The 22992-nt window shown below is 64.6% G+C and carries 23 protein-coding genes; 10 read left to right on the top strand and 13 right to left on the bottom strand.

The genetic code is table 11. The features are described 5' to 3' along the window. Positions 1-237 precede the first annotated feature (237 nt). Positions 238-1179 (top strand): nucleoside hydrolase, encoded by a 942-nt coding sequence (locus tag LB532_RS17560; protein WP_140640554.1) that lies wholly within the window; start codon positions 238-240, stop codon positions 1177-1179. Between the two features lie 118 nt (positions 1180-1297). Here LB532_RS17560 and LB532_RS17565 read toward each other — a convergent pair whose 3' ends face one another. From LB532_RS17565 to LB532_RS17580, 4 genes are all read right to left on the bottom strand, one after another. Then, positions 1298-1912, bottom strand: a complete 615-nt coding sequence (locus tag LB532_RS17565) for a LysE family translocator (RefSeq protein ID WP_140640556.1) — start codon at positions 1910-1912, stop codon at positions 1298-1300. Positions 1913-2023: 111 nt separating this feature from the next. Beyond that, positions 2024-3469, bottom strand: a complete 1446-nt coding sequence (locus tag LB532_RS17570) for an amidase (protein WP_140640558.1) — start codon at positions 3467-3469, stop codon at positions 2024-2026. A gap of 10 nt (positions 3470-3479) precedes the next feature. Continuing rightward, complete coding sequence (locus LB532_RS17575) at positions 3480-4385, bottom strand: ribokinase (protein ID WP_140640560.1); 906 nt, start codon at positions 4383-4385, stop codon at positions 3480-3482. A 156-nt stretch (positions 4386-4541) separates the two neighbouring features. Further along, entirely contained in the window at positions 4542-5420 is an 879-nt protein-coding gene (locus LB532_RS17580) for a methylated-DNA--[protein]-cysteine S-methyltransferase (RefSeq protein WP_140640561.1), read from the bottom strand. Positions 5421-5533: 113 nt separating this feature from the next. On the opposite strand from LB532_RS17580, the gene LB532_RS17585 reads away from it, so the two are divergent. Further along, on the top strand, positions 5534-6349 hold the full coding sequence (locus tag LB532_RS17585; RefSeq protein WP_140640563.1) for a class I SAM-dependent methyltransferase: 816 nt from the start codon (positions 5534-5536) through the stop codon (positions 6347-6349). 47 nt (positions 6350-6396) lie between these two features. On the opposite strand, the gene LB532_RS17590 is transcribed toward LB532_RS17585, so the two are convergent. Further along, positions 6397-6891, bottom strand: a complete 495-nt coding sequence (locus tag LB532_RS17590) for a DUF2244 domain-containing protein (RefSeq protein ID WP_140640565.1) — start codon at positions 6889-6891, stop codon at positions 6397-6399. 22 nt (positions 6892-6913) lie between these two features. Between LB532_RS17590 and nth the strand changes: the two genes are divergently transcribed. Next, a complete protein-coding gene (gene nth / locus LB532_RS17595) occupies positions 6914-7723 on the top strand; it encodes an endonuclease III (RefSeq protein ID WP_140640567.1) in 810 nt (269 codons plus the stop codon). On the opposite strand, the gene LB532_RS17600 is transcribed toward nth, so the two are convergent. The 3 genes from LB532_RS17600 to LB532_RS17610 all read right to left on the bottom strand — a co-directional run bounded on the left by LB532_RS17600 (position 7720) and on the right by LB532_RS17610 (position 10763). Further along, positions 7720-9228 (bottom strand): tripartite tricarboxylate transporter permease, encoded by a 1509-nt coding sequence (locus tag LB532_RS17600; protein WP_140513750.1) that lies wholly within the window; start codon positions 9226-9228, stop codon positions 7720-7722. The two genes, nth and LB532_RS17600, sit on opposite strands and share 4 nt — an antisense overlap. Before the next feature lie 10 nt (positions 9229-9238). Continuing rightward, positions 9239-9712 carry a tripartite tricarboxylate transporter TctB family protein gene (locus tag LB532_RS17605; RefSeq protein WP_140640569.1) on the bottom strand — a complete coding sequence of 158 codons (474 nt, stop codon included), beginning with the start codon at positions 9710-9712 and terminating at the stop codon, positions 9239-9241. A gap of 73 nt (positions 9713-9785) precedes the next feature. Beyond that, positions 9786-10763 (bottom strand): tripartite tricarboxylate transporter substrate-binding protein, encoded by a 978-nt coding sequence (locus LB532_RS17610; protein WP_140640571.1) that lies wholly within the window; start codon positions 10761-10763, stop codon positions 9786-9788. A gap of 309 nt (positions 10764-11072) precedes the next feature. On the opposite strand from LB532_RS17610, the gene LB532_RS17615 reads away from it, so the two are divergent. Beyond that, positions 11073-11612 carry a GNAT family N-acetyltransferase gene (locus LB532_RS17615; RefSeq protein WP_140640573.1) on the top strand — a complete coding sequence of 180 codons (540 nt, stop codon included), beginning with the start codon at positions 11073-11075 and terminating at the stop codon, positions 11610-11612. Between the two features lie 112 nt (positions 11613-11724). Here the strand turns inward: LB532_RS17615 and LB532_RS17620 are convergent, their stop codons facing one another. Beyond that, positions 11725-12573 carry an IclR family transcriptional regulator gene (locus LB532_RS17620; protein WP_224557010.1) on the bottom strand — a complete coding sequence of 283 codons (849 nt, stop codon included), beginning with the start codon at positions 12571-12573 and terminating at the stop codon, positions 11725-11727. Positions 12574-12756: 183 nt separating this feature from the next. On the opposite strand from LB532_RS17620, the gene LB532_RS17625 reads away from it, so the two are divergent. The 5 genes from LB532_RS17625 to LB532_RS17645 all read left to right on the top strand — a co-directional run bounded on the left by LB532_RS17625 (position 12757) and on the right by LB532_RS17645 (position 17974). After that, positions 12757-13734 carry a Bug family tripartite tricarboxylate transporter substrate binding protein gene (locus LB532_RS17625; RefSeq protein WP_140640575.1) on the top strand — a complete coding sequence of 326 codons (978 nt, stop codon included), beginning with the start codon at positions 12757-12759 and terminating at the stop codon, positions 13732-13734. A gap of 127 nt (positions 13735-13861) precedes the next feature. Next, on the top strand, positions 13862-14398 hold the full coding sequence (locus tag LB532_RS17630; RefSeq protein WP_140640577.1) for a tripartite tricarboxylate transporter TctB family protein: 537 nt from the start codon (positions 13862-13864) through the stop codon (positions 14396-14398). 4 nt (positions 14399-14402) lie between these two features. Beyond that, positions 14403-15926, top strand: coding sequence for a tripartite tricarboxylate transporter permease (locus LB532_RS17635; RefSeq protein WP_140640579.1), 1524 nt, complete (start codon positions 14403-14405; stop codon positions 15924-15926). A gap of 15 nt (positions 15927-15941) precedes the next feature. Further along, positions 15942-17126: a CaiB/BaiF CoA transferase family protein gene (locus tag LB532_RS17640; protein ID WP_140640581.1), complete on the top strand. Its 1185-nt coding sequence runs from the start codon at positions 15942-15944 to the stop codon at positions 17124-17126. Beyond that, complete coding sequence (locus LB532_RS17645; RefSeq protein WP_140640583.1) at positions 17123-17974, top strand: citryl-CoA lyase; 852 nt, start codon at positions 17123-17125, stop codon at positions 17972-17974. The genes LB532_RS17640 and LB532_RS17645 overlap by 4 nt, the downstream gene beginning before the upstream one ends. Before the next feature lie 5 nt (positions 17975-17979). On the opposite strand, the gene LB532_RS17650 is transcribed toward LB532_RS17645, so the two are convergent. Together LB532_RS17650 and LB532_RS17655 are read right to left on the bottom strand one after the other, a co-directional pair. Beyond that, entirely contained in the window at positions 17980-18456 is a 477-nt protein-coding gene (locus tag LB532_RS17650) for an NUDIX hydrolase (protein ID WP_140640585.1), read from the bottom strand. A 123-nt stretch (positions 18457-18579) separates the two neighbouring features. Beyond that, the gene (locus LB532_RS17655; protein ID WP_140513740.1) at positions 18580-18888 is read right to left on the bottom strand and encodes a hypothetical protein; all 309 of its coding nucleotides are present in this window, start codon (positions 18886-18888) and stop codon (positions 18580-18582) included. A gap of 148 nt (positions 18889-19036) precedes the next feature. Here LB532_RS17655 and LB532_RS17660 point away from each other — a divergent pair, with 148 nt between their 5' ends. Next, on the top strand, positions 19037-19804 hold the full coding sequence (locus LB532_RS17660; RefSeq protein ID WP_224557011.1) for an invasion associated locus B family protein: 768 nt from the start codon (positions 19037-19039) through the stop codon (positions 19802-19804). A 73-nt stretch (positions 19805-19877) separates the two neighbouring features. On the opposite strand, the gene coaBC is transcribed toward LB532_RS17660, so the two are convergent. Further along, complete coding sequence (gene coaBC, locus LB532_RS17665) at positions 19878-21356, bottom strand: bifunctional phosphopantothenoylcysteine decarboxylase/phosphopantothenate--cysteine ligase CoaBC (protein ID WP_210239892.1); 1479 nt, start codon at positions 21354-21356, stop codon at positions 19878-19880. A 56-nt stretch (positions 21357-21412) separates the two neighbouring features. After that, entirely contained in the window at positions 21413-22987 is a 1575-nt protein-coding gene (gene ubiB, locus LB532_RS17670; RefSeq protein WP_140640589.1) for a 2-polyprenylphenol 6-hydroxylase, read from the bottom strand. Positions 22988-22992: the final 5 nt, after the last annotated feature.

The raw sequence follows: 22992 nt of genomic DNA on the forward strand, positions 1-22992 counted from the left end.
CTTGATATGGTCCGCCCCACGACCAAGTTCAAGCCATCAAAACACCCGCCCAAAAAGACCACGTCGTGGACTCACAAGAATGATCGACATGGCGCTTGAAACGGCAGTGAGATGCAAGGAGAAGCGCTGCGCCGGGATTCGTCCCCCGGGCGGAGCGGTTCGGCAGCTCAAGGCCGGTTCGGTGCGTTTCGCATGCTCGCTCGGACGCATGAGCTCATGGCCAAACAAGGAATTGAAATGCCCCAAACACGCAAGATCATCATCGACACGGATCCTGGCCAGGACGATGCCGTCGCCATATTGCTGGCGCTTGGCAGCCCCGAGCTGGAGATCGTCGGCATATCCGCCGTCGCCGGCAACGTGCAGCTGAAGCTTACCGAGAAGAACGCCCGCAAGATCTGCGAACTGGCCGGCCGACCCGACATCAAGGTCTATGCCGGCGCCGTCCGTCCCTTGGCGCGTGAACTGGTCACGGCCGAGGCGGTGCATGGCCAAACCGGCCTCAACGGGCCGCAATTGCCCGAACCGACGATGAAGCTGCAGGAGAAGTACGCCGTCGATTTCATCGTCGAGACGCTGATGAAGGAGGAGAGCGGCAGCATAACCCTGTGCGCGCTCGGGCCGCTCACCAACATCGCGCTGGCGCTGATCCGCGAGCCGAGGATCGCGCCGCGCATCAAGGAAATCGTCCTGATGGGCGGCGGCTTCTTCGAAGGCGGCAACGTCACGCCGGCGGCCGAATTCAACATCTATGTCGATCCGCACGCGGCCGAGGTGGTGTTGAAATCCGGCATTCCGATCGTGTTGATGCCGCTCGACGTCACCCACAAGGCGCTGACCACCGCCAAGCGCACCCAGGCCTTTCGCAAGCTCGGCACCAAGGTCGGTACCGCGACGGCCGAGATGCTGGAGTTTTTCGAGCGTTTCGACGAGGAGAAATACGGCACCGATGGCGGGCCACTGCATGACCCCTGCGTCATCGCCTACCTGTTGAAACCGGAGCTGTTCGGGGGCCGCAACTGCAATGTCAGCGTGGAAACCAGCTCGGAACTGACCATGGGCATGACCGTGATCGACTGGTGGGGCGTCACCAAGCGGGAAAAGAACGCCAAGGTGATGCGCGACATCGACCATGACGGCTTCTTCGCGCTGCTGGTGGAAAGGCTCGGGCGGCTTTAAAAGCTCCCTTCTCCCCGTTCCACGGGAAGAAGGCGCCGGCAGGCGGATGAGAGGCGACGCAGGGGCCAACATTCTGCGGGGCGGCCCCGGGCTGCCCCGTAACTGCGAGGGAGGAGCCCTACTTTGACCGCGAAAAAGCCAGCCACAGGCCGCCGCCGACCATGAAGCTGCCGCTGATCCTGGACAGGAGCTTGACGCGGCCGGCGGACAGCATGCGACCGGCGCGGCCGGCGGCCAGCGCATAAGTCGAATCCGACACGGCGGCGAAGATCATGGCGGTGAGGCCCATGACGGCGATCTGCAGCGAATAATTGCCTTGCGGCGCAATGAACTGCGGAAAGAAGGCGCCGAAGAAGATCAGCGTCTTGGGGTTGCTGAGCGCCACCAGCAGGCCCTGCAGGAAAAACCCGCCACGCGGCTTCCGCGCTGTTCCGTCGGCATTCAGCTTGCCCTTGGACCGGAACATCTGCACGCCCATCCAGATCAAGTAGGCGGCGCCGATGAGCCGCACCCATTCGAACCAGTGCCCCATGCCCGATATCAGCGTGTTGAGGCCGATGCCGACGATGGCGATCATGACGGCCAGGCCGGCCTGCGTGCCGGCGACATTGGCGAGGCCGGCGCGGGAGCCATGGCGGATGCTGTTGGCGATGATCAGCGTGACCGTCGGCCCAGGCACCAGGATGATGACGACGCACGCAAGGACATAGGCGGCATAGAGTTCCAGCGACATGATTTTCCCTCGGGCAGAATGCCGCCTGCGCGGCGCCCTACAATCAATGCATGACGGCGATGCCGGTGCAAGCCGGCACATGAAGGCGCGCGATACGCAGATTCACCGGATTCAGGCGCCGGACGGCCACCGCAGCGTCGCCTCATAGGCCGCCGCCGCCTTCAGGACGGCCATGTCGCCGCGCGGCCGGCCGATCAGTTGCATGCCCATCGGACGGCCTCTGGCGTCGAAGCCGACCGGCACGCTGACGGCCGGGCAGCCGCCCATGGTGGCGGGCGCCGAGACCTGCATCCAGCGATGATAGCTGTCCATGGCGTGGCCGGCGACATCGCGCGGCCAATGCGTGCCGGCGTCGAACGGAAAGACCTGCGCGGTCGGCAATGCAATAAGGTCGAAGCGGTCGAACAGCGACAGCAGCGTCCGGTGCCAGGACGTGCGGACGACCGAGGCGGCGCGAATCCGAGGCGCCGTCAGGAGTTGCGCGTTCTCCACCTCCCAGACGGCTTCGGGCTTCAACAGGGCGCGCCTGGCAGGATCATCATAGTGCACTTTCAGCGCACAGCCGCTGCTGGCCTGGCGTAAGATCACGAAGGCCTGCCACAGCGCTTCGAAATCGAAGTCCGGCACCAGTGCCTCGGCCTTGAAGGATGCTTCCCCGAAGCGGTCGAGGGCGGCCTGGCAGAGCTCGAGAATGCCCGGCTCCATGGGCAGGTGGCCGCCCAGATCGCCGAGCCAGGCGACACGGCCGCCCGCGGCGGGCATCCGCAACCCTTCGAGGAAAGAGCCTTGTTTCTCATAGGACAAGGGTGCGTGCGGATGATAGCCCGCCTGCACGTCGAGCAGCAGCGCCATGTCGCCGACATTGCGTCCCATCGGCCCGTCGACGCCCATCTGGGCATGAAAGACCTCGACGTCCGGGCCGCCGGGGACGAGCCCCTGCGATGGCCGGAAACCATAGACATTGTTCCAGGCGGCTGGATTGCGCAACGAGCCGCCGAAGTCGCTACCGTCAGCGACGGGCACCATGTCGAGCGCCAGCGCCACCGCGGCGCCGCCGCTCGAGCCGCCGGCGCTCAGATCAGGATCAAAGGCGTTCAGCGTCGGCCCGAACACGGGATTGTAGGTGTTGGAGCCGAGGCCGAATTCGGGAACGTTGGTCTTGCCGATGATGATGGCGCCGGCCCTGCGCATGCGCTCGACGAAGAAATCGTCCTCCTGCGGCACGAACTCGGCAAAGATCGGCGAGCCGAAGGAGGTGCGCAGGCCGCTCGTCATTGCGAGATCCTTGACCGCGATCGGCAGGCCGAAAAGCGCACCGGCACCGGCGCGGTCCGGATGGGCATCGGCTGCATCGGCCTCGCGCAGGAGATCGCTACGATCGCGCAAGGAAACGATGGCGTTGACGAGCGGGTTGACGACTTCGATGCGGTCGAGGAATGCCGTCACCACCTCACGTGCCGAAAGTTTCCTTTGCCGGATCGCGTCGGCCAGTTCGACGGCGGACAGGCGACAGATGTCGCCGGCCGGTGGCGCGGCATGTTTCGTCTGGGGGCGCATTCTGGCTATCTCAACGGGATTTCAGGAGTGCCTGGTCGACATCGGCGGCCAACGGGATTGCCGGCTGGGCGCCCGGCTTCAGGCATGCCAGCGAGCCGGCCGCGCCGGCCCGGGCGAGCGCCTGCTCGAGAGGCAGGCCCGAGGATAGGCCGGCGGCGAAATAGCCGCAAAATGTGTCGCCGGCACCAACGGTGTCGACCGGGGTGATCTTCAATGCGGGAACGGTCAGGGAATCGGTCGGGGTCGCCGCCATCACGCCGTCGCCTCCGAGCGTGACCACGATGGTGCGGCCGGTTTTCCCGGCAAAGTCGCGCATCCGTGCCGCGCGGTCGCGCCCGCTCAGCGACAGCACCTCGCCATAGAGGTCGAACTCGGTCTCATTGGCGACGACATAGTCGGCCTTGCCGAGCAAGCCGGCTGCGTCGCGATGGAAGGGCGCCGTGTTGAGCACGGTGACGGCGTCGGCTCCCCTTGCCTGGTCGAGCGCGGCATCGATCGTCGCGAGCGGGATCTCGTGTTGCAGAAGCACGACATCGCCCTTTTTCAGAAAGGTCTTGGAGAGGTCTCCGGGCACCACGGAAGCATTGGCGCCTGGCACCACGGCGATGATGTTCTCGCCGTCGTCGCCGACCATGATCAGCGCGGTGCCGGTCGAGGCAAAAGTTTCGCTCACGCCAGACAGGTCCACCTTGGCCTGGCGCAGCAGGGCCAGGGCCTCGCCGGCGAAATTATCCTTGCCGACGGCTCCCACCATACGCACCTTGGCGCCGGCGCGCGCGGCGGCCAACGCCTGGTTGGCGCCCTTGCCACCGGGCGCGGTGGCGAAACCGGAGCCGCTCACCGTCTCCCCAGGGCTCGGCAAGCGGTCGACATTGGCGATAAGGTCCAGATTGATCGAGCCGACGACGATGATCAAGGATGCCTCCTGATGAATGCGAGGGAGGCTATCCTGTAAGATCACGGCTTTCCAGAGGATGCTGTTGGGACAGGCCTCAGGACGCTGCGCCATTTGCGCGGGGCGGCAGGGCGATGCTGGCGAAGGCCTTAGCCGATGTTGCCTTGTCCGGGGCCTTCAGGACGAAATCTGCCCAGCTTCCCAGCCCAGGATCGCGCGCTTGCGGGTCAGGCCCCAGTGGTAGCCGGTGAGGTCGCCGGACTTGCCGATGGCGCGGTGGCAAGGCACCACGAAGGAGAGCGGGTTGGCGCCGTTGGCGGCGCCGACGGCGCGGCTGGCGCTCGGCGCGCCGATGCTGGCGGCGATCGAGGAATAGGTGCGAGCCTTGCCCATCGGGATCTGGAGCAAGGCCTCCCAGACGCGAACCTGGAAGTCGGTGCCGATCATCACGACATGCAGCGGCTGGTCGGGGCGCCACAGCGTCGGGTCGAAGATGCGCGCGGCGTAGGGGCCGGTCGCGGCCATGTCCTCGACATAGACGGCATTCGGCCAGCGGCTGGACATATCGGCGAAAGCGGCGCGCTCCTCGCCCGGATCGCTGAAGGCGAGGCCGGCAAGCCCGCGGTCGGTGGCCATGATCAGGGCGGTGCCGAATGGCGAGGCATGATAGCCATAGCGGATGGTGAGCCCGGCGCCGCGCGTCTTGTAGTCGCCCGGCGACATCGCCTCATGGGTGACGAACAGGTCGTGCAGCCGGCCGGGGCCGGACATGCCGAGCTCGAATGAGGTTTCGAGCAGCGGCATGCCGGAATCGAGCAGCCTGCGGGCATGGTCCAGCGTCACCGCCTGCAGGAATGCCTTGGGCGACAGGCCGGCCCAGCGTGTGAACAGCTTCTGCAGGCCGGTCGGCGTCTCGCCGACCTCCTCGGCAAGCTCCTCGAGAGAAGGCTGGTCGCGATAGTCGAGGCTGATCTTCTCGATGGCGCGGCGCACGATTTCGTAGTCGTTGCCTTCGGGCGTGATGTCCTTCTTGAGGACCGCTGTCTGTGTGCTCATGGGACTTCTCCTTGAGCCGGAATATCAGCCCTTGGGACGCCGATCGCCACCCGAAACTTGCCTTCTTGCGGCGCATACCCAGATAAACTCTGGTTTTGAGCCCAGGAGTCGTCATGGCGGGCGAAAAGGTAAATCTCGCCGGCGCGAAAGAAACCTTGCTGATGACGCTCTACGGTAAGGCGCTGGAAAGCCGGATGCCCCATTCGCTGCTTGGGGATCGTTTCGCCGACGAGGCGGTGCGCAAGATCGACTATGATTTCTCAAGGCTCAAGGTCGACAGAAATCTCGGCATCGGCCTGGCGATCAGGGCAAAGACGCTGGACGTCCGCGTCGAGGAGTTTCTGGCCAGAAATCCTGGGGCCATCGTGCTGCATCTGGGGTGCGGGCTCGACACGCGCATCTTCCGGGTCGATCCCCCACCAGGCGTTGACTGGTTCGATGTCGACTATCCGGAAGTCATTGAACTCAGGCGCAAGCTTTATCCGCCGCGCGACCGCTACCGTCTCATCGCTTCGTCGGTGACTGAACCGGACTGGCTGGCTGAAGTGCCCCGCAACCGACCGGCCATCGTGGTGGCGGAGGGGCTGACGCCCTATCTTCCGGCCGAGGAAGGATTCCGCCTGTTCTCGCGCCTGGTCATACATCTTGCCGGCGGCGACCTGATTTTCGACGCTTACAGCGGTTTCGGCCTGAAGCTGCTGCGCCTCAATCCGGCGATCAAGGCGACCGGCGCCGAGGTCCACTGGGCGATCGAGGATCCGCACGAACTGGAGCTGGCTGTCCCGAAGCTGCGATTCATCGAAGACATTCCGGCCTATAGACCTGAACATGCCGCCCGCATGAGTTGGTCCGCGCAGCTGTTCGTTCGGCTTTGGAAACACATCCCCGCACTGCGCAAGATCGGCAGGCTTTTGCGCTATCGCTTCTAAGTCGTCGTACCACTTGTTCGAAGCGGGCTGGACGCAAATCGTTTCGGCTAGCGCGCCTTGGCGGTGGCGAGCGCACGTGAAAAGGCGGTGGCGAAGCTTTCGCGGGAATCGGGGTCGAGAAAGCTGCCGATCGGCACGTTTTGTCCCTGCGCCTCGACCGCCATCCGGGTGATGCCGATTTCGGCGTGACGGGCGACCGAAAAGCGTGCCCAGAACGGGTTGAAGCGGTGCGCTTCCGATTTTCCCGACGGCGCGGTTTTGCGGATATTGAGGCTGGTGCGCGAGATCGACACCTCCTCGCGGGCGCGGGCGGCGCGATAATTGATGCGGAAGGCGATATAGACGGCGACCACGTCCAGACCGAAGAAGCCGAAAACCGGCCAGGCGCCGCGCGACAGAAAAAAAGCCCCGGTCACCAGCCAGCCGAACAGCAGAGCGCCCATCAGCACGGCGAAGCCGGTCTTGCCCAGCGACCGATGCGGGGTCAGCAAGGCGCTGAAGAAGGGTTCGTCCGCCTGGAACGAGGCGTTTGTGTCGTCCATATCTGGATATTATAGGAAGGAAATGGCAAGCCCCAAGTCCAAAGTACCCGCACAATCCGAAAAGAAGCCGTTGCCTGGACGGCGCGACGGCTCGAACGCCAAGCCGCGTCCGAGGCCCGTCCGATCCAGGCCGCTCTACAGTCCGGCGGAGGTGCACGAGATTTTCCGACGCTTTGCCGTCCAGCGGCCGGAGCCGAAGGGCGAACTCGAACATGTCAACGCCTTTACGCTGCTGGTGGCCGTCGTGCTGTCGGCGCAGGCGACCGACGCCGGCGTCAACAAGGCGACGCGGGCGCTGTTCAAAGTCGCCGATACGCCGCGCAAAATGCTGGATCTGGGTGAGGCAAGGGTGGGCGACTATATCAGGACCATCGGTCTGTGGCGCAACAAGGCCAAGAATGTCATCGCGCTCTCGCAGGCGCTGATCCGAGATCATGGTGGCGAGGTGCCGGACAGCCGGGACGAACTGGTCAAGTTGCCGGGGGTCGGGCGCAAGACCGCCAATGTCGTGCTCAACATGGCCTTCGGCCAGCACACGATGGCCGTCGACACGCACATCTTCCGCATCGGCAACCGCATAGGACTGGCGCCCGGCAAGACGCCCGAACAGGTCGAGCAGGGGCTGTTGAAGATCATTCCCGACGAATATATGCGCCACGCGCATCACTGGCTGATCCTGCATGGCCGCTATGTCTGCAAGGCGCGCAAGCCGGATTGCCCGGCCTGTGTCATCGCCGATCTCTGCAAGGCGCAGGAAAAGACGACCAGCGTGCCGGCGCCGCTGGTCGAGATCGCACCGCTCGAGGAAGCTAGCGGAATTCAAATAAGTTAACTCTCCTCCACAAACACCTCTTCGCGCTTCTTCTTGACCGCGGGCAGGAAAACGATGACGAGCACAGCGAGCGCGATGAGGAGCAGGCCGGCGCTGATCGGTCTCGTCACGAAGGCGCTGGGATCCCCACGCGACAGAATCATGGCCCGGCGGAGATTTTCCTCAAGCAGGGGGCCAAGCACGAAGCCGAGCAGCAGGGGCGCGGGTTCGCAGCGCAGTTTGGTCAGGAGATAGCCGAGGAAGCCGAAAAAGGCGACGGCGTAGAGGTCGTAGACATTGGTGTTGACGCTGTAAACGCCGATCGAGCAGAACGCCATGATGATCGGGAAAAGCACGTAATAGGGGATCGTGAGCAGCTTCACCCAGAGCCCGATCAGCGGCAGGTTCAGGACGATCAGCATCAGGTTGCCGATCCACATGGAGGCGATGATGCCCCAGAAAAGCGCCGGCTGTTCGGTCGCGACATTCGGGCCGGGCACGATGCCCTGGATGATCATCGCGCCGATCATCAGTGCCATGACCGGATTGGCTGGAATGCCGAGCGTCAGCATGGGGATGAAGGAGGTCTGCGCGCCGGCATTGTTGGCCGATTCCGGTCCGGCGACACCTGCGATCGCGCCCTTGCCGAATTCTTCCGGATTTTTCGATACGCGCTTTTCGACCGTGTAGGAGGCAAAGGCCGCGAGGATCGCGCCGCCTCCCGGCAGGATGCCGAGCGCTGAACCGATGATCGTTCCGCGCACGATGGGCGCCGCCATGCGCCTGAAGTCGTCGCGGGTGGGCATGAGCCCTGAAACCTTTCGGATCATCACCGAGCGCTCATGCTCGTTCTCGAGGTTGCGCAGGATCTCGGCGATGCCGAAGACGCCGACCGCCACGGCGACGAAATTCAGTCCGTCGGCATATTCGGGGATACCGAGCGTGAAGCGCGGCGTGCCGGTGTAGATATCGGTGCCGACAATGCCGAGCAACAGACCGAGCACGACCATCGCCAGCGCCTTGACGATCGAACCGTGGGCAAGCGCGACCGACGAGACAAGGCCGACGACCATCAGCGAAAAATATTCGGCCGCGCCGAATTCCAGCGCAATCGAGGTCAGCGGCGGGGCGAAGATGGCGACGAGGAAGGTCGAGACGGTGCCGGCGAAGAACGAACCGATCGCCGCAATCGCGAGTGCCGCGCCGGCGCGGCCGTTCCTGGCCATCTGGTAGCCGTCGATCGCCGTGACGGCCGAGGACGATTCGCCGGGCATGTTGATGAGAATGGCCGTGGTCGAGCCGCCATATTGCGCGCCGTAATAGATGCCGGCGAGCATGATGAGGGAGGAAACCGGATCGCCGATCTGGAAGGTGATCGGCAAGAGCATGGCGATGGTCGCGGTGGCGCCAATCCCGGGCAGGACGCCGATCAGCGTGCCAAGAAGGACGCCGATCAGGCAGAAGCCAAGGTTCGTCAGCGATGAAGCGGTCGAAAAGCCGAGCGCCAGATTGTCGAGGAGCTCCATGCTCATCTCCTCACAATGGCAGCCACGGAGTGAGCCATGGGCCGAAGCGCCGGAACGGAAGGCCGAGTGCGTAGCTGAAGACGACGAACGCAAACAGCGTCAGAGCGGTCGACAGCACGAACGCGGTCAGCGGTCTCATGCGGCCGCTGGCAAACGATGCGATCAGCGCCGTCAGGAAGATTGACGGAATGAAGCCGAGGCCGCGCACCGTCAGGCCGAAGAAGATCGGAGCGGGAAGGATGAACAGCAAGCCGCGCCATGCAATGTGGCCGATCGGATCGCCCTCGAATCGCATCGCCTGGACGAGGATGACGAGACCAAGCAGGATCAGCACGATCGCCAGCACCAGCGGGAAATAGCCCGGCCCCATGCGGAAGGCGGTGCCGATTTCCAGGCCGAGCGACTGCAACGCGAAAAATGCGCCGAAACCGATGAACAGCGCAGCGCATATGCCGTTCGTCCTGTCGATTGCGAAAGCCTTCATGACGTTCCTCCCAGGCTGCGGGCGCGACGATCCCGAAGCGAAAACGGGGCGCGGGCGGCGCCCCGTTCAAACCTCAGTCGGCGTACTGGCCGGCAGCTTCGATGATCGGCTTCCAGCGCGCAATCTCGTTTTCCAACTTGGCCTTCAGCGCGGCCGGCGTCGCGTCGGCCTCGGGCGACGGCCTGGTGCCGAGCTCGGCGAAGCGGGCGGCGACGTTCTCGTCCTTCAGTGCGACCTGCAGGGATTTCGACAGCCGTTCGGTGATCTCCGCCGGAGTGCCCTTGGGGGCATAAAGGCCGTGCCAGATGCTGACCTGCACTTCGGGAAGGCCGGCTTCCGTCGTCGTCGGGACATCGGGCAGCACATCGAGGCGCTCCGGCGAGGTGACGGCGTAGGCCTTGATCGTACCGCCCTGGATCTGCTTGGTGGTGTTGGTCGTCTGGTCGCACATGATGTCGACCTGGCCGCCGAGGAGATCGGTCATGGCAGGGCCGGTGCCCTTGTAGGGGACGGTGACCAGCGGCGTCTTGATAGCGCTCATGAACAGCATGCCGCAGAGATGCGAGGCAGCACCTATGCCGGCATTGGCTACGGTGACGCTATCCTTGTTGGCCTTGGCGTACTCGACCAATCCCTTCAAATCGGCCGGCTCGAGGTCCTTGCGGCCAACGATGGTCATTGGCACCTCGGTGACGAGGCCGACATATTCGAAGGCGTTCAGCGTGTCATAGGCGAGCTTTCTGTAGAGTGTGGCACTGGTGGCCATACCGATGTGATGGAGAAGCAGGGTGTAGCCATCCGGCTCGGCCTTGGCGACGCGGCCTGCGCCCAGCGTGCCGCCGGCGCCGCCGACATTCTCGACGATAACCTGCTGGCCGAGATCCTTCGACATGGCTTCCGCGACGAGACGTGTGACCGTGTCGGTCGGGCCGCCGGCCGCAAATGGCACCACGACGGTGATGGTGCGTTCGGGATAGGTTTGCGCGCCTGCGGCGAGCGGATAAAGCGTGACAGCCACGGCGGCAGCCAGAGCGGCGACAAATCTTCTCATCGTGATTTCCTCCCAGAGCTTAAATCTTCAACCGCTGCGCGGAGTTCTCCTCGACACCGGCTGCACGGGTACAACTAGGGCAGGCTAACAGATTGCAATCGTACTCAAATGGCAAAGTGCTGATATCCGCAACCGTTCTGGCTTGCGGTCCATGAGGCGCGGCCGGACCATCGGAGGAATGGCTGTCCCGGCTGGATCGGGCACGCCAAGCGCGCGCCGTCTGTCTGGAAGATGATCCGTCCTGGCCTGGCCCTTGCTCGCAGCCGGTGATTTGCTAGGTGCTTTGCAGGTTTAAGCGAGGGCGACCCCATGAACCATCACGACGCAAGCGGCGTTCCGGTGATCGAAACGGCGCGCGCCATCCTGCGAGCGCACCGGCTGGAGGATTTCAACGCCTATGTCGCCATGTGGGCCGATCCGGTCGTCACCCGCTTCATCGGCGGCAGGCCGCGCACGCGGGAAGAGAGCTGGATGCGCTTCCTGCGTCACGCCGGGCTCTGGTCGCTGCTCGGCTACGGTTTCTGGGCGATCGAGGATAAGGCGACGGGCCGTTTCGTCGGCGAGGCCGGTTTTCACGACCTCAAGCGCGATATGGAGCCGCCGATAGAGGGCATTCCGGAGGCCGGGTGGGCGCTCGCTCCGGCCGCCCACGGCGCTGGCCTCGCCACCGAGATCGTCAGCCGCGTGCTTGGCTGGGGCGACGAGACCTTCGGACGTGGCAAAACCGTCTGCATCATCGACCCCGAAAACACCGCTTCCTTGAACGTGGCGACGAAGTGCGGCTACCGGGAGGTGGCGCGGACCGTCTATCACGAAACCCCGACCATCCTGCTGGAGCGGTTGGCCTGAGCACTCGGCAAGTGTCTAAAGCGCGTCGCGTGGAAACGGACTCATGCGCTGCGCTTAGCGTTCTTGTTTTATGTCGTTCTCCAGAAACCGAGGTCCCTTTGGGCGGCATGCATTAGCGGTCGTTCCGCAAGGGCGTCGAAATGATCCGAGAACGCCGTCTGCTCCTGATAACCGCGCCGGGACTGGCATTATCCGTTTGCACCGCGGCTTCGCGAGCCGCTTCATCGAGCATCGAGGCATCCTCGCCGAAGGCGCGGGTGGCGCGGGCCGCCGCCTCGAGCAGCGGCCGCCGCATGCGCCGCAGGAAGGGCGCGTCGACGCGTGTGCTCGGGCCGGCCAGGGTCAAGGCGCCGAGCAGAACCCGCCCCGGCCCGAACACCGGCGCCGACAGGCCCGCCGTCTGCGGGTCGCGGTCGCCGATGGCGAGGCAGTTGCAGGTCTTGCGGATGGTTTCGTAGGGTTCGCCCGGCTGTCCGGAAAACGCCGCCAGCACACGCCCGCCGGAGCCCACCAGCAACGGCAGGACGTCACCCTCGCGGATCGTATAGCGGATAGGATGCTTGGACTCGACCCGGTAGAGACAGGTGCGCACGTCTCCCGAGCGGACATAGAACGCAACGCTTTCCCAACTTAGCTCGCAGAGGTCGCGCATGATCGGCAGCAGGATGTCGACCGCCACGACCGACCGCTGATAGAGCGCGCCGAGCCGGAAGCTGGCTGGTCCGATGCGGTAACGGCCGTCGTCCAGGCGCTCGAGCAATTGTCCGCGCAAAAGCGAATTGGCCAGGCGCAGAATGGTGCTCTTGTAGAGGCCGGTTCGGGCCGCGATCTCGGAAAGGCTGAGCGAGCGGTCCGCCGTGGTGAATGCATCGAGGATGGCAATGGCCCGGTCAAGCGCGGCAACACCGTCGGCTGACGTACTCCGGATTTCGATGCCAGCTGGTTTGCCTGCCGAATTCATTGGTCCCCAGTCGAACAAAAGTCGAGCGGCGCGATTGTGTCGCGCAGCTCGAGCATTCTGTCCAGCAGAATATCGTTCCTGTTGACGGAACGCGGTAAAGTCTGCTTGAACTCAAGCACGGGTCTGGTTTCAGGCGCGTTTTTGGCGGGCACCGGAGGAGGTGTCGTGATTTGGAGGAATCCCATGCTGAACAGACGCAGATTTTTGATGAGCACCGCTGCCGCGGGGGCCGCCGGGCTGGTGGCGTCGCGTCTTTCTCCCGCCCTTGCCCAAGGCACGCCGCAGATCCAGATTTTCGTGCCGGCGGCGCCCGGTGGCGGCTGGGACCAGACTGCGCGCACGATGGACCAGGTGCTGCGCAGCGAGAAGCTGATCTCCGGCTCGCAGATCACCAATGTCGGCGGCGCCGGCGGCACGGTCGGGCTGCCGCAATTCATCAGTCAATGGAACGGCAAGGGCAATTCGCTGATGGTAGGCGGCATGGTCATGGTCGGCGCCATCATCGCCAACAAGGCTGCCAATAATTTGACGCAGGTCACGCCGATCGCCCGGCTCACCGGCGAGTTCGAAGCGCTGGTGGTACCGGCGGCCTCGCCGTTCAAGACGGCCGCGGATTTCGTCGCCGCGCTTAAAGAGGATCCGACGAAGGTTCCCGTCGCCGGCGGTTCGGCCGGCGGTTCGGACCATATCCTGTTCGGGCTGATCGCCAAGACGGCGGGCGTGCCCGCGACAAACCTGTCCTATGTGCCGTTCGCCGGCGGCGGCGAGGCCCTGTCGGCGCTGCTCGGCAATCAGGTGGCGGCGGGCATTTCCGGCTTCGGCGAGTTCTCCGAACAGGTCAAGGCAGGGGCGCTGAGGCTGCTCGCCATTTCCGCCGACAAGCGGCAGGAGGGCATCGATGCGCCGACGCTGAAGGAAGCCGGCATCGACGTCGAACTGTTCAACTGGCGTGGCGTCTTCGCGCCCCCCGGCGTCTCCGATACCGATAAGGCGTCGATGATCACGCTGGTCGAGACCATGGCCAAGAGCGATGCCTGGGCCACGGAATGCAAGAACCGCAACTGGACGCCCATCCTGCTCACCGGCGACGATTATGCGAAGTTCCTTGCCGAGGATACGGCTCGCATCGAAGCCATCCTCAAGGATCTCGGCCTCGCCTGATTTCCAGTGAGGGCGGTCCATGGTCCGCTCTTTTTCCTCCCGCCGTTCGCATGGACATGCGATCCACCGGGGGTGAAGATAGGATAAAAGCCGGCTGTGAGACGCCGGCTGTCTTGGGAGGACATTCATGAGCACCAGCGACCAGCAGGCTGCGTTCTCGCGCCTTGCCGTACCCGAACTGCTGATCGGCATCGGGCTTCTGGCCTGTGCCGGGGCGGTTGCCTGGCAGACCTTGGCGATCCCGGTGTCGCCGCTCTACTCCAAGGTCGGCCCGACCGTCTTTCCCTATCTCACCATGTTCGGGCTGGTGGTTCTTTCGCTCCTGCTCATCGTCGCCGCACTGCGCGGCGGCTGGCAGCCGGAGGAGGAAAGGGAGACGCCGACCGACTGGAAGGCGATGGGCTTCGTCGTCATCGGTCTCATCGCCAACCTGCTCCTGATCCAGCCGCTCGGCTTCACCGCGGCATCCGTCATCATGTTCGTTCTGGTCTGCTACGGCTTCGGCAGCCGGCATACGCTGCGCGATGCGCTCACTGGCCTCGTGCTGGCGCTGGCCGCCTATTTCGGCTTCGCCAAGGCGCTCGGCGTCAATATCGGCGCCGGTTTCATCGAGAACCAGCTGAATACGGTGATCGATGCGTTCACCAGCACGCTGGGAGGCTGACGCCATGGAAACGCTAGGCCATCTCGCACACGGTTTCGCCGTCGCCTTCACCCCGGTCAATCTTCTGTGGTGCCTGCTCGGCACCACGCTTGGCACCGCCATCGGCGTGCTGCCCGGCCTCGGACCGGCACTGACCATCGCGCTGCTTCTGCCGATCACCTATCAGGTTGCGCCGGAGGCTTCCTTCATCCTGTTTGCCGGCATCTATTACGGCGCCATGTATGGCGGCTCGACGACGTCGATCCTGCTCAACACGCCAGGCGAAAGCGCCACCATCGTCACCGCGCTGGAAGGCAACAAGATGGCCCGGTCCGGGCGCGGCGGCGCAGCACTTGCCACCTCGGCGATCGGCTCCTTCGTCGCCGGCACGCTCGGCACGCTGGGCGTCGCCTTCCTGGCGCCTATCGTGGTCAGGTTCGCGCTGGCCTTCGGCCCGGCCGAGTATTTCTCGCTGATGGTGCTTGCCTTCATCACAGTTTCGGCGGTGCTCGGCTCGTCCTCGGTGCGCGGCTTGACCAGCCTGTTCGCCGGCTTTGTTATAGGCATGATCGGGGTCGACCTGCAGACCGGCCAGCCGCGCTTCACCTTCGGCATGACCGAACTGCTCGACGGCGTCGACGTCATCATCGCCGCCGTCGGCCTGTTCGCCGTCGGCGAGACGCTCTACATGGCCTCGCGCCGTTATGCCGGCAAGGACGAGATCGTGCCGCTGAAGGGCTCGCTCTATATGACGGCGGCCGAATGGGGGCGCTCGTGGAAGCCCTGGTTGCGCGGCGCCGCGATAGGCTTCCCGATCGGCGCCATGCCCGCTGGCGGCGCCGAGATACCGACCTTCCTGTCCTATGCCATCGAAAAGAAGCTTTCGAGACACAAGCAGGAATTCGGCACGGTTGGCGCCATCGAGGGCGTCGCCGGTCCGGAGGCCGCCAACAATGCGTCGGCCGCCGGCGTGCTGGTGCCGATGCTGACGCTCGGCCTGCCGACCTCGGCGACGGCGGCGATCATGCTTTCGGCCTTCCAGAGCTACGGCATCAATCCAGGCCCTCTGCTTCTGACGACACAAGGCAATCTGGTCTGGGGACTGATCGCCAGCCTGTTCATCGCCAACGTCATTCTCGTCATCCTCAATCTGCCGCTGATCGGGCTTTGGGTGCGGCTGTTGAAGATCCCGGCGCCGCAGCTCTATGCCGGCATCCTGGTTTTCGCCACCGTCGGCACCTACGGCATCTCGCAGTCGCCGATCGACCTCGCCATCCTCTATCTCCTGGGCGCGGCCGGCTTCCTGATGCGGCGCTTCGATTTCCCGACTGCGCCCGTCATCATCGGCATGATCCTGGGACCGCTCGCCGAAACCCAGTTTCGCCGTGCCATGACGATCTCGAACGGCGACTGGTCGGTGTTCTACAAGCACCCGCTGTCGCTGACCCTGCTGACGCTGGCCTTCATCGGCCTGGTCGGGCCGCATATCTGGGCCTACATCGAACGCCGCCGATTGCGCGGTCCGGAGCATGTGCCGGGCGATGCCTGATCGATTTGAAGTGACATGACAGACCTGCTTTCCGGTATCCGCGTGCTCGACCTGACCAACGTCCTGGCCGGGCCCTATTGCGCTTACCAGTTGGCGCTGCTCGGCGCCGACGTGATCAAGGTCGAGGCGCCGCAAGGCGGCGACCTGGCGCGCCAGCTCGGCGGTTCGCCGGAACTCAACCAGGCCGGCATGGGCGCTTCGTTCCTGGCGCAGAATGCCGGCAAACGCTCCGTCGTGCTCGATCTCAAGAAGGAAGCCGAGCGCGAACGCTTCCTGGACCTGGTCGCCAGCGCCGATGCGCTGGTGGAGAACTTCCGCCCCGGCGTCATGGACCGGCTTGGCCTCGGTTACGAGGCGCTGAAGGCGGTTCGCCCCAGCCTTGTCTACTGCGCGATCTCGGGCTTTGGCCAGACCGGGCCGATGCGCGACAATCCGGCTTATGACCAGATCATCCAGGGCCTTTCGGGCATTATGAGCATCACCGGCACGCCGGAGACGGCACCCTTGCGGGTCGGCTATCCCGTCGCCGACACGCTGGGCGGACTGGTCGGGGCCTTCGCCATCGTCTCGGCGCTGGTGAGGCAGAAGACGAGCGGCGAGGGTGCCTTCCTCGACGTATCGATGCTTGAATGCACATTGTCGGCGCTTGGCTGGCCGGTTTCAAACTATCTGACGGCCGGGGTCGATCCCATGCCGATGGGCAATGAGAACATGACGGCGGCACCGTCGGGCGCCTTTCGCACCGGCGACGGTCTGCTTAACATCGCCGCCAACAAGCAGGAGCAGTTCGTAACGCTTTGCCGGCTTATCGAGCGGCCGGAGTTGGCGTCGGATCCGCGCTTTGCCGAGCGCGAGACGCGCAAGAGGAACCGTGCGGCGCTGAAGATCGAGATCGAGGAAGCGCTGGCGAATGGCCCGGCGGCTGCGTGGGAGGAAAAACTGAACCGCGCCGGGGTGCCGGCGGGCAGGGTGCTGACGATCCCGCAAGTGCTGGCCGAACCGCAGGTGCTCGAGCGCCAGATGACCAGGGATTTCGACGGCGTGGCTGACATGGAGAGGCCGCTGACGGTTCTGCGCGGCGGCTTCACGGTCGATGGTGCCGCGCCCTTGCCGACGCTGCCGCCGCCGGCCCTGGGCGAGCATATGGACGAGGTGTTCGCCGGCCTGTCGCCGCGAGCCAAGGCAAAGGCACTGACATGAGCGGGACGGACGAGAAAACCGGCCGCGAGCGCGGCGAGGAGTGGTGGCAGACTGGCATCATCGAAATGCGGCCGGGCGTCATCCGGCTGCGCGGCTATGAAATCCAGGACCTGATCGGCCGCGTCAGCTTTCCGGCTGTCATCTGGCTGATGCTGCGCGGCGAATTGCCCAGCGAGGAAGAGGCCGCGCTGCTCGGCATTGCCCTGGGCGCCGCAGTCGACCACGGGCCGCAGGCGCCGTCGATCGCCATTGCCCGCATGGCGGCGACCTGCGGTGTCGGCATCAACAGCGCCATGGCGTCGGCCATCAACGTGCTTGGCGACGTGCATGGCGGCGCCGGCGAGCAGGCGCTTGCCTTCTATGGCGACATTGCCGCGGCGCTCGATGGCGGTACGACGCTGAAAGAGGCTGTCTCGGGGCGGCTTGACCGGTTCTTTGCCGGGGGAAAGGGCTACGTGCCGGGGCTGGGCCATCGCTTCCATCCGGTCGACCCGCGCGCGCCGCGCCTGATGGAACTGACTCGGGAGTTTGCCGCCCGCGGCGTGATCAATGGCCGCTTCGCCGACATCGCCGAGGCGATCGAGGCGGAGGTCGCGCGACGCAAGGGCAAAAAGATACCGCTCAACATTGATGGCGCGACCGCCGTCATTTACGGCGAGCTCGGCTTTCCGCCGCCGCTGACGCGCGGGCTTTTCGTGCTGTCGCGCTCGGTCGGCATCCTGGCGCATGCCTGGGAACAATCGCAGCAAGCCGAGCGGAACAAAGGTCCGCTGCCACGCGAATGGCTGTGGGCCTATACCGGTACGCCGGTGCGATCGCCCCCCGAAGAGAACGGCGCCGGGGCGTGAGGCCTTTACGCGGGGCCGATTTGTGCGGGCTGGGGAAGCTTCAAGGTCCTTACCAGCGTCGAAAGTTCGGGTTCGTCGATGAGCATGGCCGCATCGGCCGGCGCCAGCCAGGCCCGTTGCCGCCGTTTGGCTTCCTGCCAGTCGGCAAGCTCTTGCGTTACTTCCAACAGATAGACGATGACATCGACGCGGACGAAACGGTTGGCCAACCGCTTCCAATAGGAATAGGTGCCCGCCGGCTGCTTCAGGGTCTTGCCGAGTACGCCCGCTTCTTCCTGCGCCTCGATGGTGGCCGCCTTGCGTCCGCTCTTGCCTTTCATCGGCCAGCCCTTGGGTACGATGAAGCGCCTGGTGGTGCGCGAGGTGACCAGCATCACCTCGATGTCGCCGCGCTGGTCCAGCCGAAAAGGGATAGCCGCGACCTGGCGGATCGTGTCGCCCTTTTTGGCCTTGCGCACGGCCTTTTTCTTGGTGGCTGCCATTCGTAAAATCCAGTCGGTGCAGTGCCCATACCGTGACGCGGTGTCGTTGCAAAACCCAAACTGCCGCAGGGGCACCTGAACGCCCCTACCATGTAAGTCGGCTAAATAAAAGGGAAGCCCGCCTCAGCGGCAGGTGCTTACGGCGGTGTTGCCGATTATCTGCGTCTGGCAGTTCGGCCTGACCCGCGGCACGATGGGCGGCGGCTGTTGCACGATCACCCGGTCCTGAGCCCGATTCTGTTGCTGCTGCTGCTGAAACTGCTGCCGCTGGACACGATTTTGCAAGGCCTGCAGATCGTTCTGCTGGATCAACGCGTTGTTGTCGACGGAGGGAATGAGCACCTGCGCGGAAGCAGGCAGACAAATGCCCGCCAGCGTCGAGGCTGCCAATGCCGCCGTCATGAAAACCGTCGATGGCCGAAGCGCCAACATTTGCTTATTCCCGCACAAACAAAACTTCACTCTACATATAGTGCGTTTGTCCTCTCATGCTACGCCAGAGTGCCGATTAACAGGAAATCGCGTGATCGCACCCCCTTCGCGGCGGAGGAGAATCTGCCCCCGCAACCCGGCATCGCACTTGACGGAAGCGGTCGATTCACCGCTCTATCGGGTTGACGCTGGCCTCGAATTCCATGGCGTCAACGGCGTCGGCATGTCTATCGGATGTAACGGCGCCTTCGAAGAAACGGTCAAACAGAACGCCGACAGTGCGTCCCTCAGGGTCAGCATCCAGCTGGCTCAGGGATGGAGCCGGGCAAAAGGGGTCCTTATGAGGAAGCATGCGTATCTGGTAGCGATGCTGGGGGCTGCCTGCATTGCCGGTCTGCCGGCCGCGGCGGCGCAGACAAAAGGCGACAAAGCGGCGGCCGCGCCCGCCGCCAACCAGCCACAGTTGCCCGGCGGCGCATCGGCCCTCTCCGAAACCCATGGCGACTGGGCGGTCAACTGCCAGATATCGGGCGCTGCCAAGGCATGCAGCCTGTCACACCAGCAGTTCAACAAGCAAAGCAACCAGCGTCTGCTGGCGATAGAGCTGTCGAGCAGGACGGGCGAAGACGCGACCGGCACGCTCGCTTTGCCGTTCGGCCTGGCGCTCGCCAAGGGCGTCAGCCTTACGATCGACGACCAGAAACTGGACGGCAGTTTGCAGTTCAACACCTGCCAGGCCGTCGGCTGTCTGGTGCCGGTGGCGTTCGATGCCAACGCAATCCCCATGCTCAAGGCGGGCACCACCTTGAAGATCGATGCCTTCGCGGCGGATACGGGCCAAGCGGTCAGCTTCTCCATTCCGCTCAATGGCTTCGGCAGTGCGCTTGCACGGACCGCGGAGCTACTTGCCGACTAGCGGTTCAGGGTTCCATAGAATCGCTAGCCTGCGCTAAGCCTTTGTTTTTGCGGAATTCCGACGGTCCAGCTCGTCACGCTGCGGTCGTCTTCAGCCGTTCTGCGATCAGGGTGGCGAGCCGGGTCGCCACTTCGTCCTTGCTCATCTCGGGCCATTCCTCGACGCCGGTCTTCGAGACGATGCGAACACGGTTGCGGTCGCCGCCCATCACACCGGATGGACCGATGCCGCTTTCGAGCGACACGTCATTGGCGACAATGAAGTCGGCGCCCTTCTTCCTCAGCTTGGCTTCGGCGTTGCGCAAAAGGTCCTGCGTCTCGGCTGCGAAGCCGACCACCAGCGTCGGCCGCTGCTTGTGATGCCCGACGCCCGCAAGGATGTCGGGGTTCTCGATCATGCGCAGCACCGGCGGGCCTTCGCCCGGCGCTTTCTTGATCTTCTCGCCGGCTGGGCTGTCGGTGCGCCAATCGGCGACGGCGGCGACGAATACCGCCGCATCGGCCGGTAGAAGCTGTTCCACGGCATCGCGCATCTCCTGCGCCCGCTCGACATGGATGGTCTTCACACCAGCCGGATCGGCGATGCTGACGGGACCGGAGACCAGCCTCACCTCGGCGCCGAGCCTGGCCAATGCCGCCGCTATGGCATGGCCCTGCTTTCCCGACGATCGGTTGGCGATGTAGCGCACCGGGTCGATCGGCTCATGCGTCGGGCCCGATGTGACGATGATCCTCTTGCCGGCCAGCGGCTTGGGAGCGACATCGAGCAGCGCTTCGATCGCGGCGACGATCTCCAGCGGCTCGGCCATGCGGCCTTCGCCAGCCTCGTTGCTCTCGGCCATCTCGCCTTTGGCGGGGCCAACGAAGGTGATGCCATCCTTGTGCAGCGCCGCACGGTTGCGCCGCGTCGCCGGATGCGCCCACATTCTGGGGTTCATGGCCGGCGCCATCAACACCGGCTTGTCGGTGGCCAGGAGCACGGTGGAGGCAAGATCATTGGCGTGGCCGTTGGCGAGCTTGGCCATCAGATCGGCGGTGGCGGGCGCCACAACCAGCAGATCGGCCTCGCGCGACAGCCTGATATGGCCGACATCGTGCTCGTCATTGCGGTCGAACAGGTCGGTGAAGACATGGTCTGCCGAAAGCGCGCCGACCGAGAGCGTGGTGACGAACTCCTGCGCCGCCGATGTCATCACTGTCCGCACCGCAGCGCCCCGCTCGCGCAGCCGGCGGATGAGGTCGAGCGCCTTGTAGGCGGCGATGCCGCCGCCGATGATGAGCAGGATGCGCTTGCCGGAGAGGCTCATGCGGCTTCCCAAGGATTGACCCCGTTGGGGCAAATCAATTGCGAAACCGCCGTGCGGTTCGACCAAATCTCGGATAGCCGCATAAAGGGTTTTACCGTCGGACGCAGCATCTGCTTCCACGGATAGAACGCTTTTGGCGAGCACCTCACGCGCCTCTTCTTCCATCGACACACCGCGCGCCGCAGCCCGCTCTCGCAGCTTCTGCTTCACGTCGTTGGCAAGATTGCGGACAGTGATCGTGCCCATTTTCACTCCTCGGTCGCTTGCAATGCTAGCAATGATATTGCTAGCATTGCAAGCGATCAAAACAGCTTCCAGGCTATATAGACCAGCGTCAGGGCTATCACCCAAAGCGCCACGCGGCCGGAGCGGTTGTAGCGCGCTTCGGCCTTGCCGATGGCGCGGGCCGTCGCCTCGTCGAAGCGCAGGCCATGCTCGGCCATCAGGTCGATCTCGCGCGACAGCCGCTCGGTGCGCGCTGCCAACTCGGGGGCTTGGCGGATCAGCGTCAGCATCGCCTTGCCGCCGTCGCGGGCGTCGGCCAGCAGGCCGCTTGGCCCAAGATTTCCGGATATCCAGCCGCTGACCACAGGTTCGGCGGTCTTCCACATGTTGAAGGCCGGATCGAGCGTGCGCGCCACGCCCTCGACCACCACCATGGTTTTCTGCAGGAGGATCAGTTCGGGCCGCGTCGCCATGTCGAAGAGTTCGGTCACCTCGAACAGCAGCGTCAGAAGCTTGGCCATGGAAATGGTTTCGGCCGGCTGGCCATGGATCGGCTCGCCGATGGCACGGATCGCCTGGGCGAAGGCCGCGACATTGTGCTGGCGCGGCACGTAGCCGGCCTCGAAATGAACCTCGGCGACGCGCAGATAGTCGCGCGTGATGAAGCCGTAGAGAATTTCGGCTAGGAACCGGCGCTCCTTCTTGCCGAGCCTGCCGGCAATGCCGAGATCGACGGCGACGATCGTGCCATCAGCCTCGACGAACAGGTTGCCCGGATGCATGTCGGCGTGGAAGAAGCCGTCGCGCAGCGTATGGCGCAAGAACGACTGGATCAGGTTGGCCGCGATTGCCCTCAGATCGTGTCCCGCGGCGGCGAGTCCGGCGATGTCGTTCATCTTGATGCCGTCGACCCACTCCATGGTCAGCACGTCGCGGCCGGTGCGTTCCCAGTCGACGGAAGGGACGCGAAAGCCCGGATCCTCCCTGGTGCCTTGACCAAGTTCCGAAAGCGCGGCCGCCTCGAGGCGCAGGTCCATCTCGATCTTGGTGGTCTGCGCCAGCGTCTCGGTCACCTCCACAGGCCGCAGCCGGCGTGAGGAGGGGATGTATCTCTCCTGCAGACGGGCGGCGAGGAAATAGCTTTCGAGATCCTGGAAGAAGCGGCGGCGCACGCCCGGCCGGATCACCTTGACCGCTACCTTCCTGGCGACGCCGCCATCGACCGTTTCAGCGGCATGGACCTGGGCGATGGAGGCCGCGGCGACCGGGTCGCCGAACTGCGTGTAGAGGTCGCCGAGCTTGCGTCCGAGCGAGCCCTCGATGGCCGCCACCGCCTCGGCCGTCGGGAAGGTGTGCATCTTGTCCTGCAGCATGGCGAGATCGAGCGCCATGTCGTTGCCGACGACGTCGGGTCGTGTCGCCAGAAACTGGCCAAGCTTGACATAGGACGGCCCAAGCCGGACCACCGCCTTGGCCAGCCGGTCGCTGCGCTCATAGGCGAGCGCGCGGCGGCGGGTAAACAGCCGCGCCAGCCGCCAGCCTAATTTCGGCAGGCCGGACAGTTCCTCGCCAGGCAAAGCGGCGACGACGCCCTCGCGTACAAGCACCCAGCCGGCCCGCATGAGCCGAAATCCAGCGCTGACGGTGCTCATGCCCG

Source organism: Mesorhizobium sp. ESP-6-2 (genome assembly GCF_020164675.1).
Taxonomy (GTDB): domain Bacteria; phylum Pseudomonadota; class Alphaproteobacteria; order Rhizobiales; family Rhizobiaceae; genus Mesorhizobium.

Excerpts from the sequence above, each read along its gene's own strand:
- LB532_RS17650 (WP_140640585.1), bottom strand. The coding sequence starts at position 18,456 with ATGGCAGCCACCAAGAAAAAGGCCGTGCGCAAGGCCAAAAAGGGCGAC.
- LB532_RS17620 (WP_224557010.1), bottom strand. The coding sequence starts at position 12,573 with ATGAATTCGGCAGGCAAACCAGCTGGCATCGAAATCCGGAGTACGTCA.
- LB532_RS17615 (WP_140640573.1), top strand. The coding sequence starts at position 11,073 with ATGAACCATCACGACGCAAGCGGCGTTCCGGTGATCGAAACGGCGCGC.
- ubiB (WP_140640589.1), bottom strand. The coding sequence starts at position 22,987 with ATGAGCACCGTCAGCGCTGGATTTCGGCTCATGCGGGCCGGCTGGGTG.
- LB532_RS17585 (WP_140640563.1), top strand. The coding sequence starts at position 5,534 with ATGGCGGGCGAAAAGGTAAATCTCGCCGGCGCGAAAGAAACCTTGCTG.
- LB532_RS17625 (WP_140640575.1), top strand. The coding sequence starts at position 12,757 with ATGCTGAACAGACGCAGATTTTTGATGAGCACCGCTGCCGCGGGGGCC.
- LB532_RS17565 (WP_140640556.1), bottom strand. The coding sequence starts at position 1,912 with ATGTCGCTGGAACTCTATGCCGCCTATGTCCTTGCGTGCGTCGTCATC.
- LB532_RS17635 (WP_140640579.1), top strand. The coding sequence starts at position 14,403 with ATGGAAACGCTAGGCCATCTCGCACACGGTTTCGCCGTCGCCTTCACC.
- LB532_RS17610 (WP_140640571.1), bottom strand. The coding sequence starts at position 10,763 with ATGAGAAGATTTGTCGCCGCTCTGGCTGCCGCCGTGGCTGTCACGCTT.
- LB532_RS17600 (WP_140513750.1), bottom strand. The coding sequence starts at position 9,228 with ATGGAGCTCCTCGACAATCTGGCGCTCGGCTTTTCGACCGCTTCATCG.
- LB532_RS17640 (WP_140640581.1), top strand. The coding sequence starts at position 15,942 with ATGACAGACCTGCTTTCCGGTATCCGCGTGCTCGACCTGACCAACGTC.
- LB532_RS17655 (WP_140513740.1), bottom strand. The coding sequence starts at position 18,888 with ATGTTGGCGCTTCGGCCATCGACGGTTTTCATGACGGCGGCATTGGCA.
- nth (WP_140640567.1), top strand. The coding sequence starts at position 6,914 with ATGGCAAGCCCCAAGTCCAAAGTACCCGCACAATCCGAAAAGAAGCCG.
- LB532_RS17570 (WP_140640558.1), bottom strand. The coding sequence starts at position 3,469 with ATGCGCCCCCAGACGAAACATGCCGCGCCACCGGCCGGCGACATCTGT.
- coaBC (WP_210239892.1), bottom strand. The coding sequence starts at position 21,356 with ATGGGCACGATCACTGTCCGCAATCTTGCCAACGACGTGAAGCAGAAG.
- LB532_RS17630 (WP_140640577.1), top strand. The coding sequence starts at position 13,862 with ATGAGCACCAGCGACCAGCAGGCTGCGTTCTCGCGCCTTGCCGTACCC.
- LB532_RS17645 (WP_140640583.1), top strand. The coding sequence starts at position 17,123 with ATGAGCGGGACGGACGAGAAAACCGGCCGCGAGCGCGGCGAGGAGTGG.
- LB532_RS17580 (WP_140640561.1), bottom strand. The coding sequence starts at position 5,420 with ATGAGCACACAGACAGCGGTCCTCAAGAAGGACATCACGCCCGAAGGC.
- LB532_RS17560 (WP_140640554.1), top strand. The coding sequence starts at position 238 with ATGCCCCAAACACGCAAGATCATCATCGACACGGATCCTGGCCAGGAC.
- LB532_RS17590 (WP_140640565.1), bottom strand. The coding sequence starts at position 6,891 with ATGGACGACACAAACGCCTCGTTCCAGGCGGACGAACCCTTCTTCAGC.
- LB532_RS17605 (WP_140640569.1), bottom strand. The coding sequence starts at position 9,712 with ATGAAGGCTTTCGCAATCGACAGGACGAACGGCATATGCGCTGCGCTG.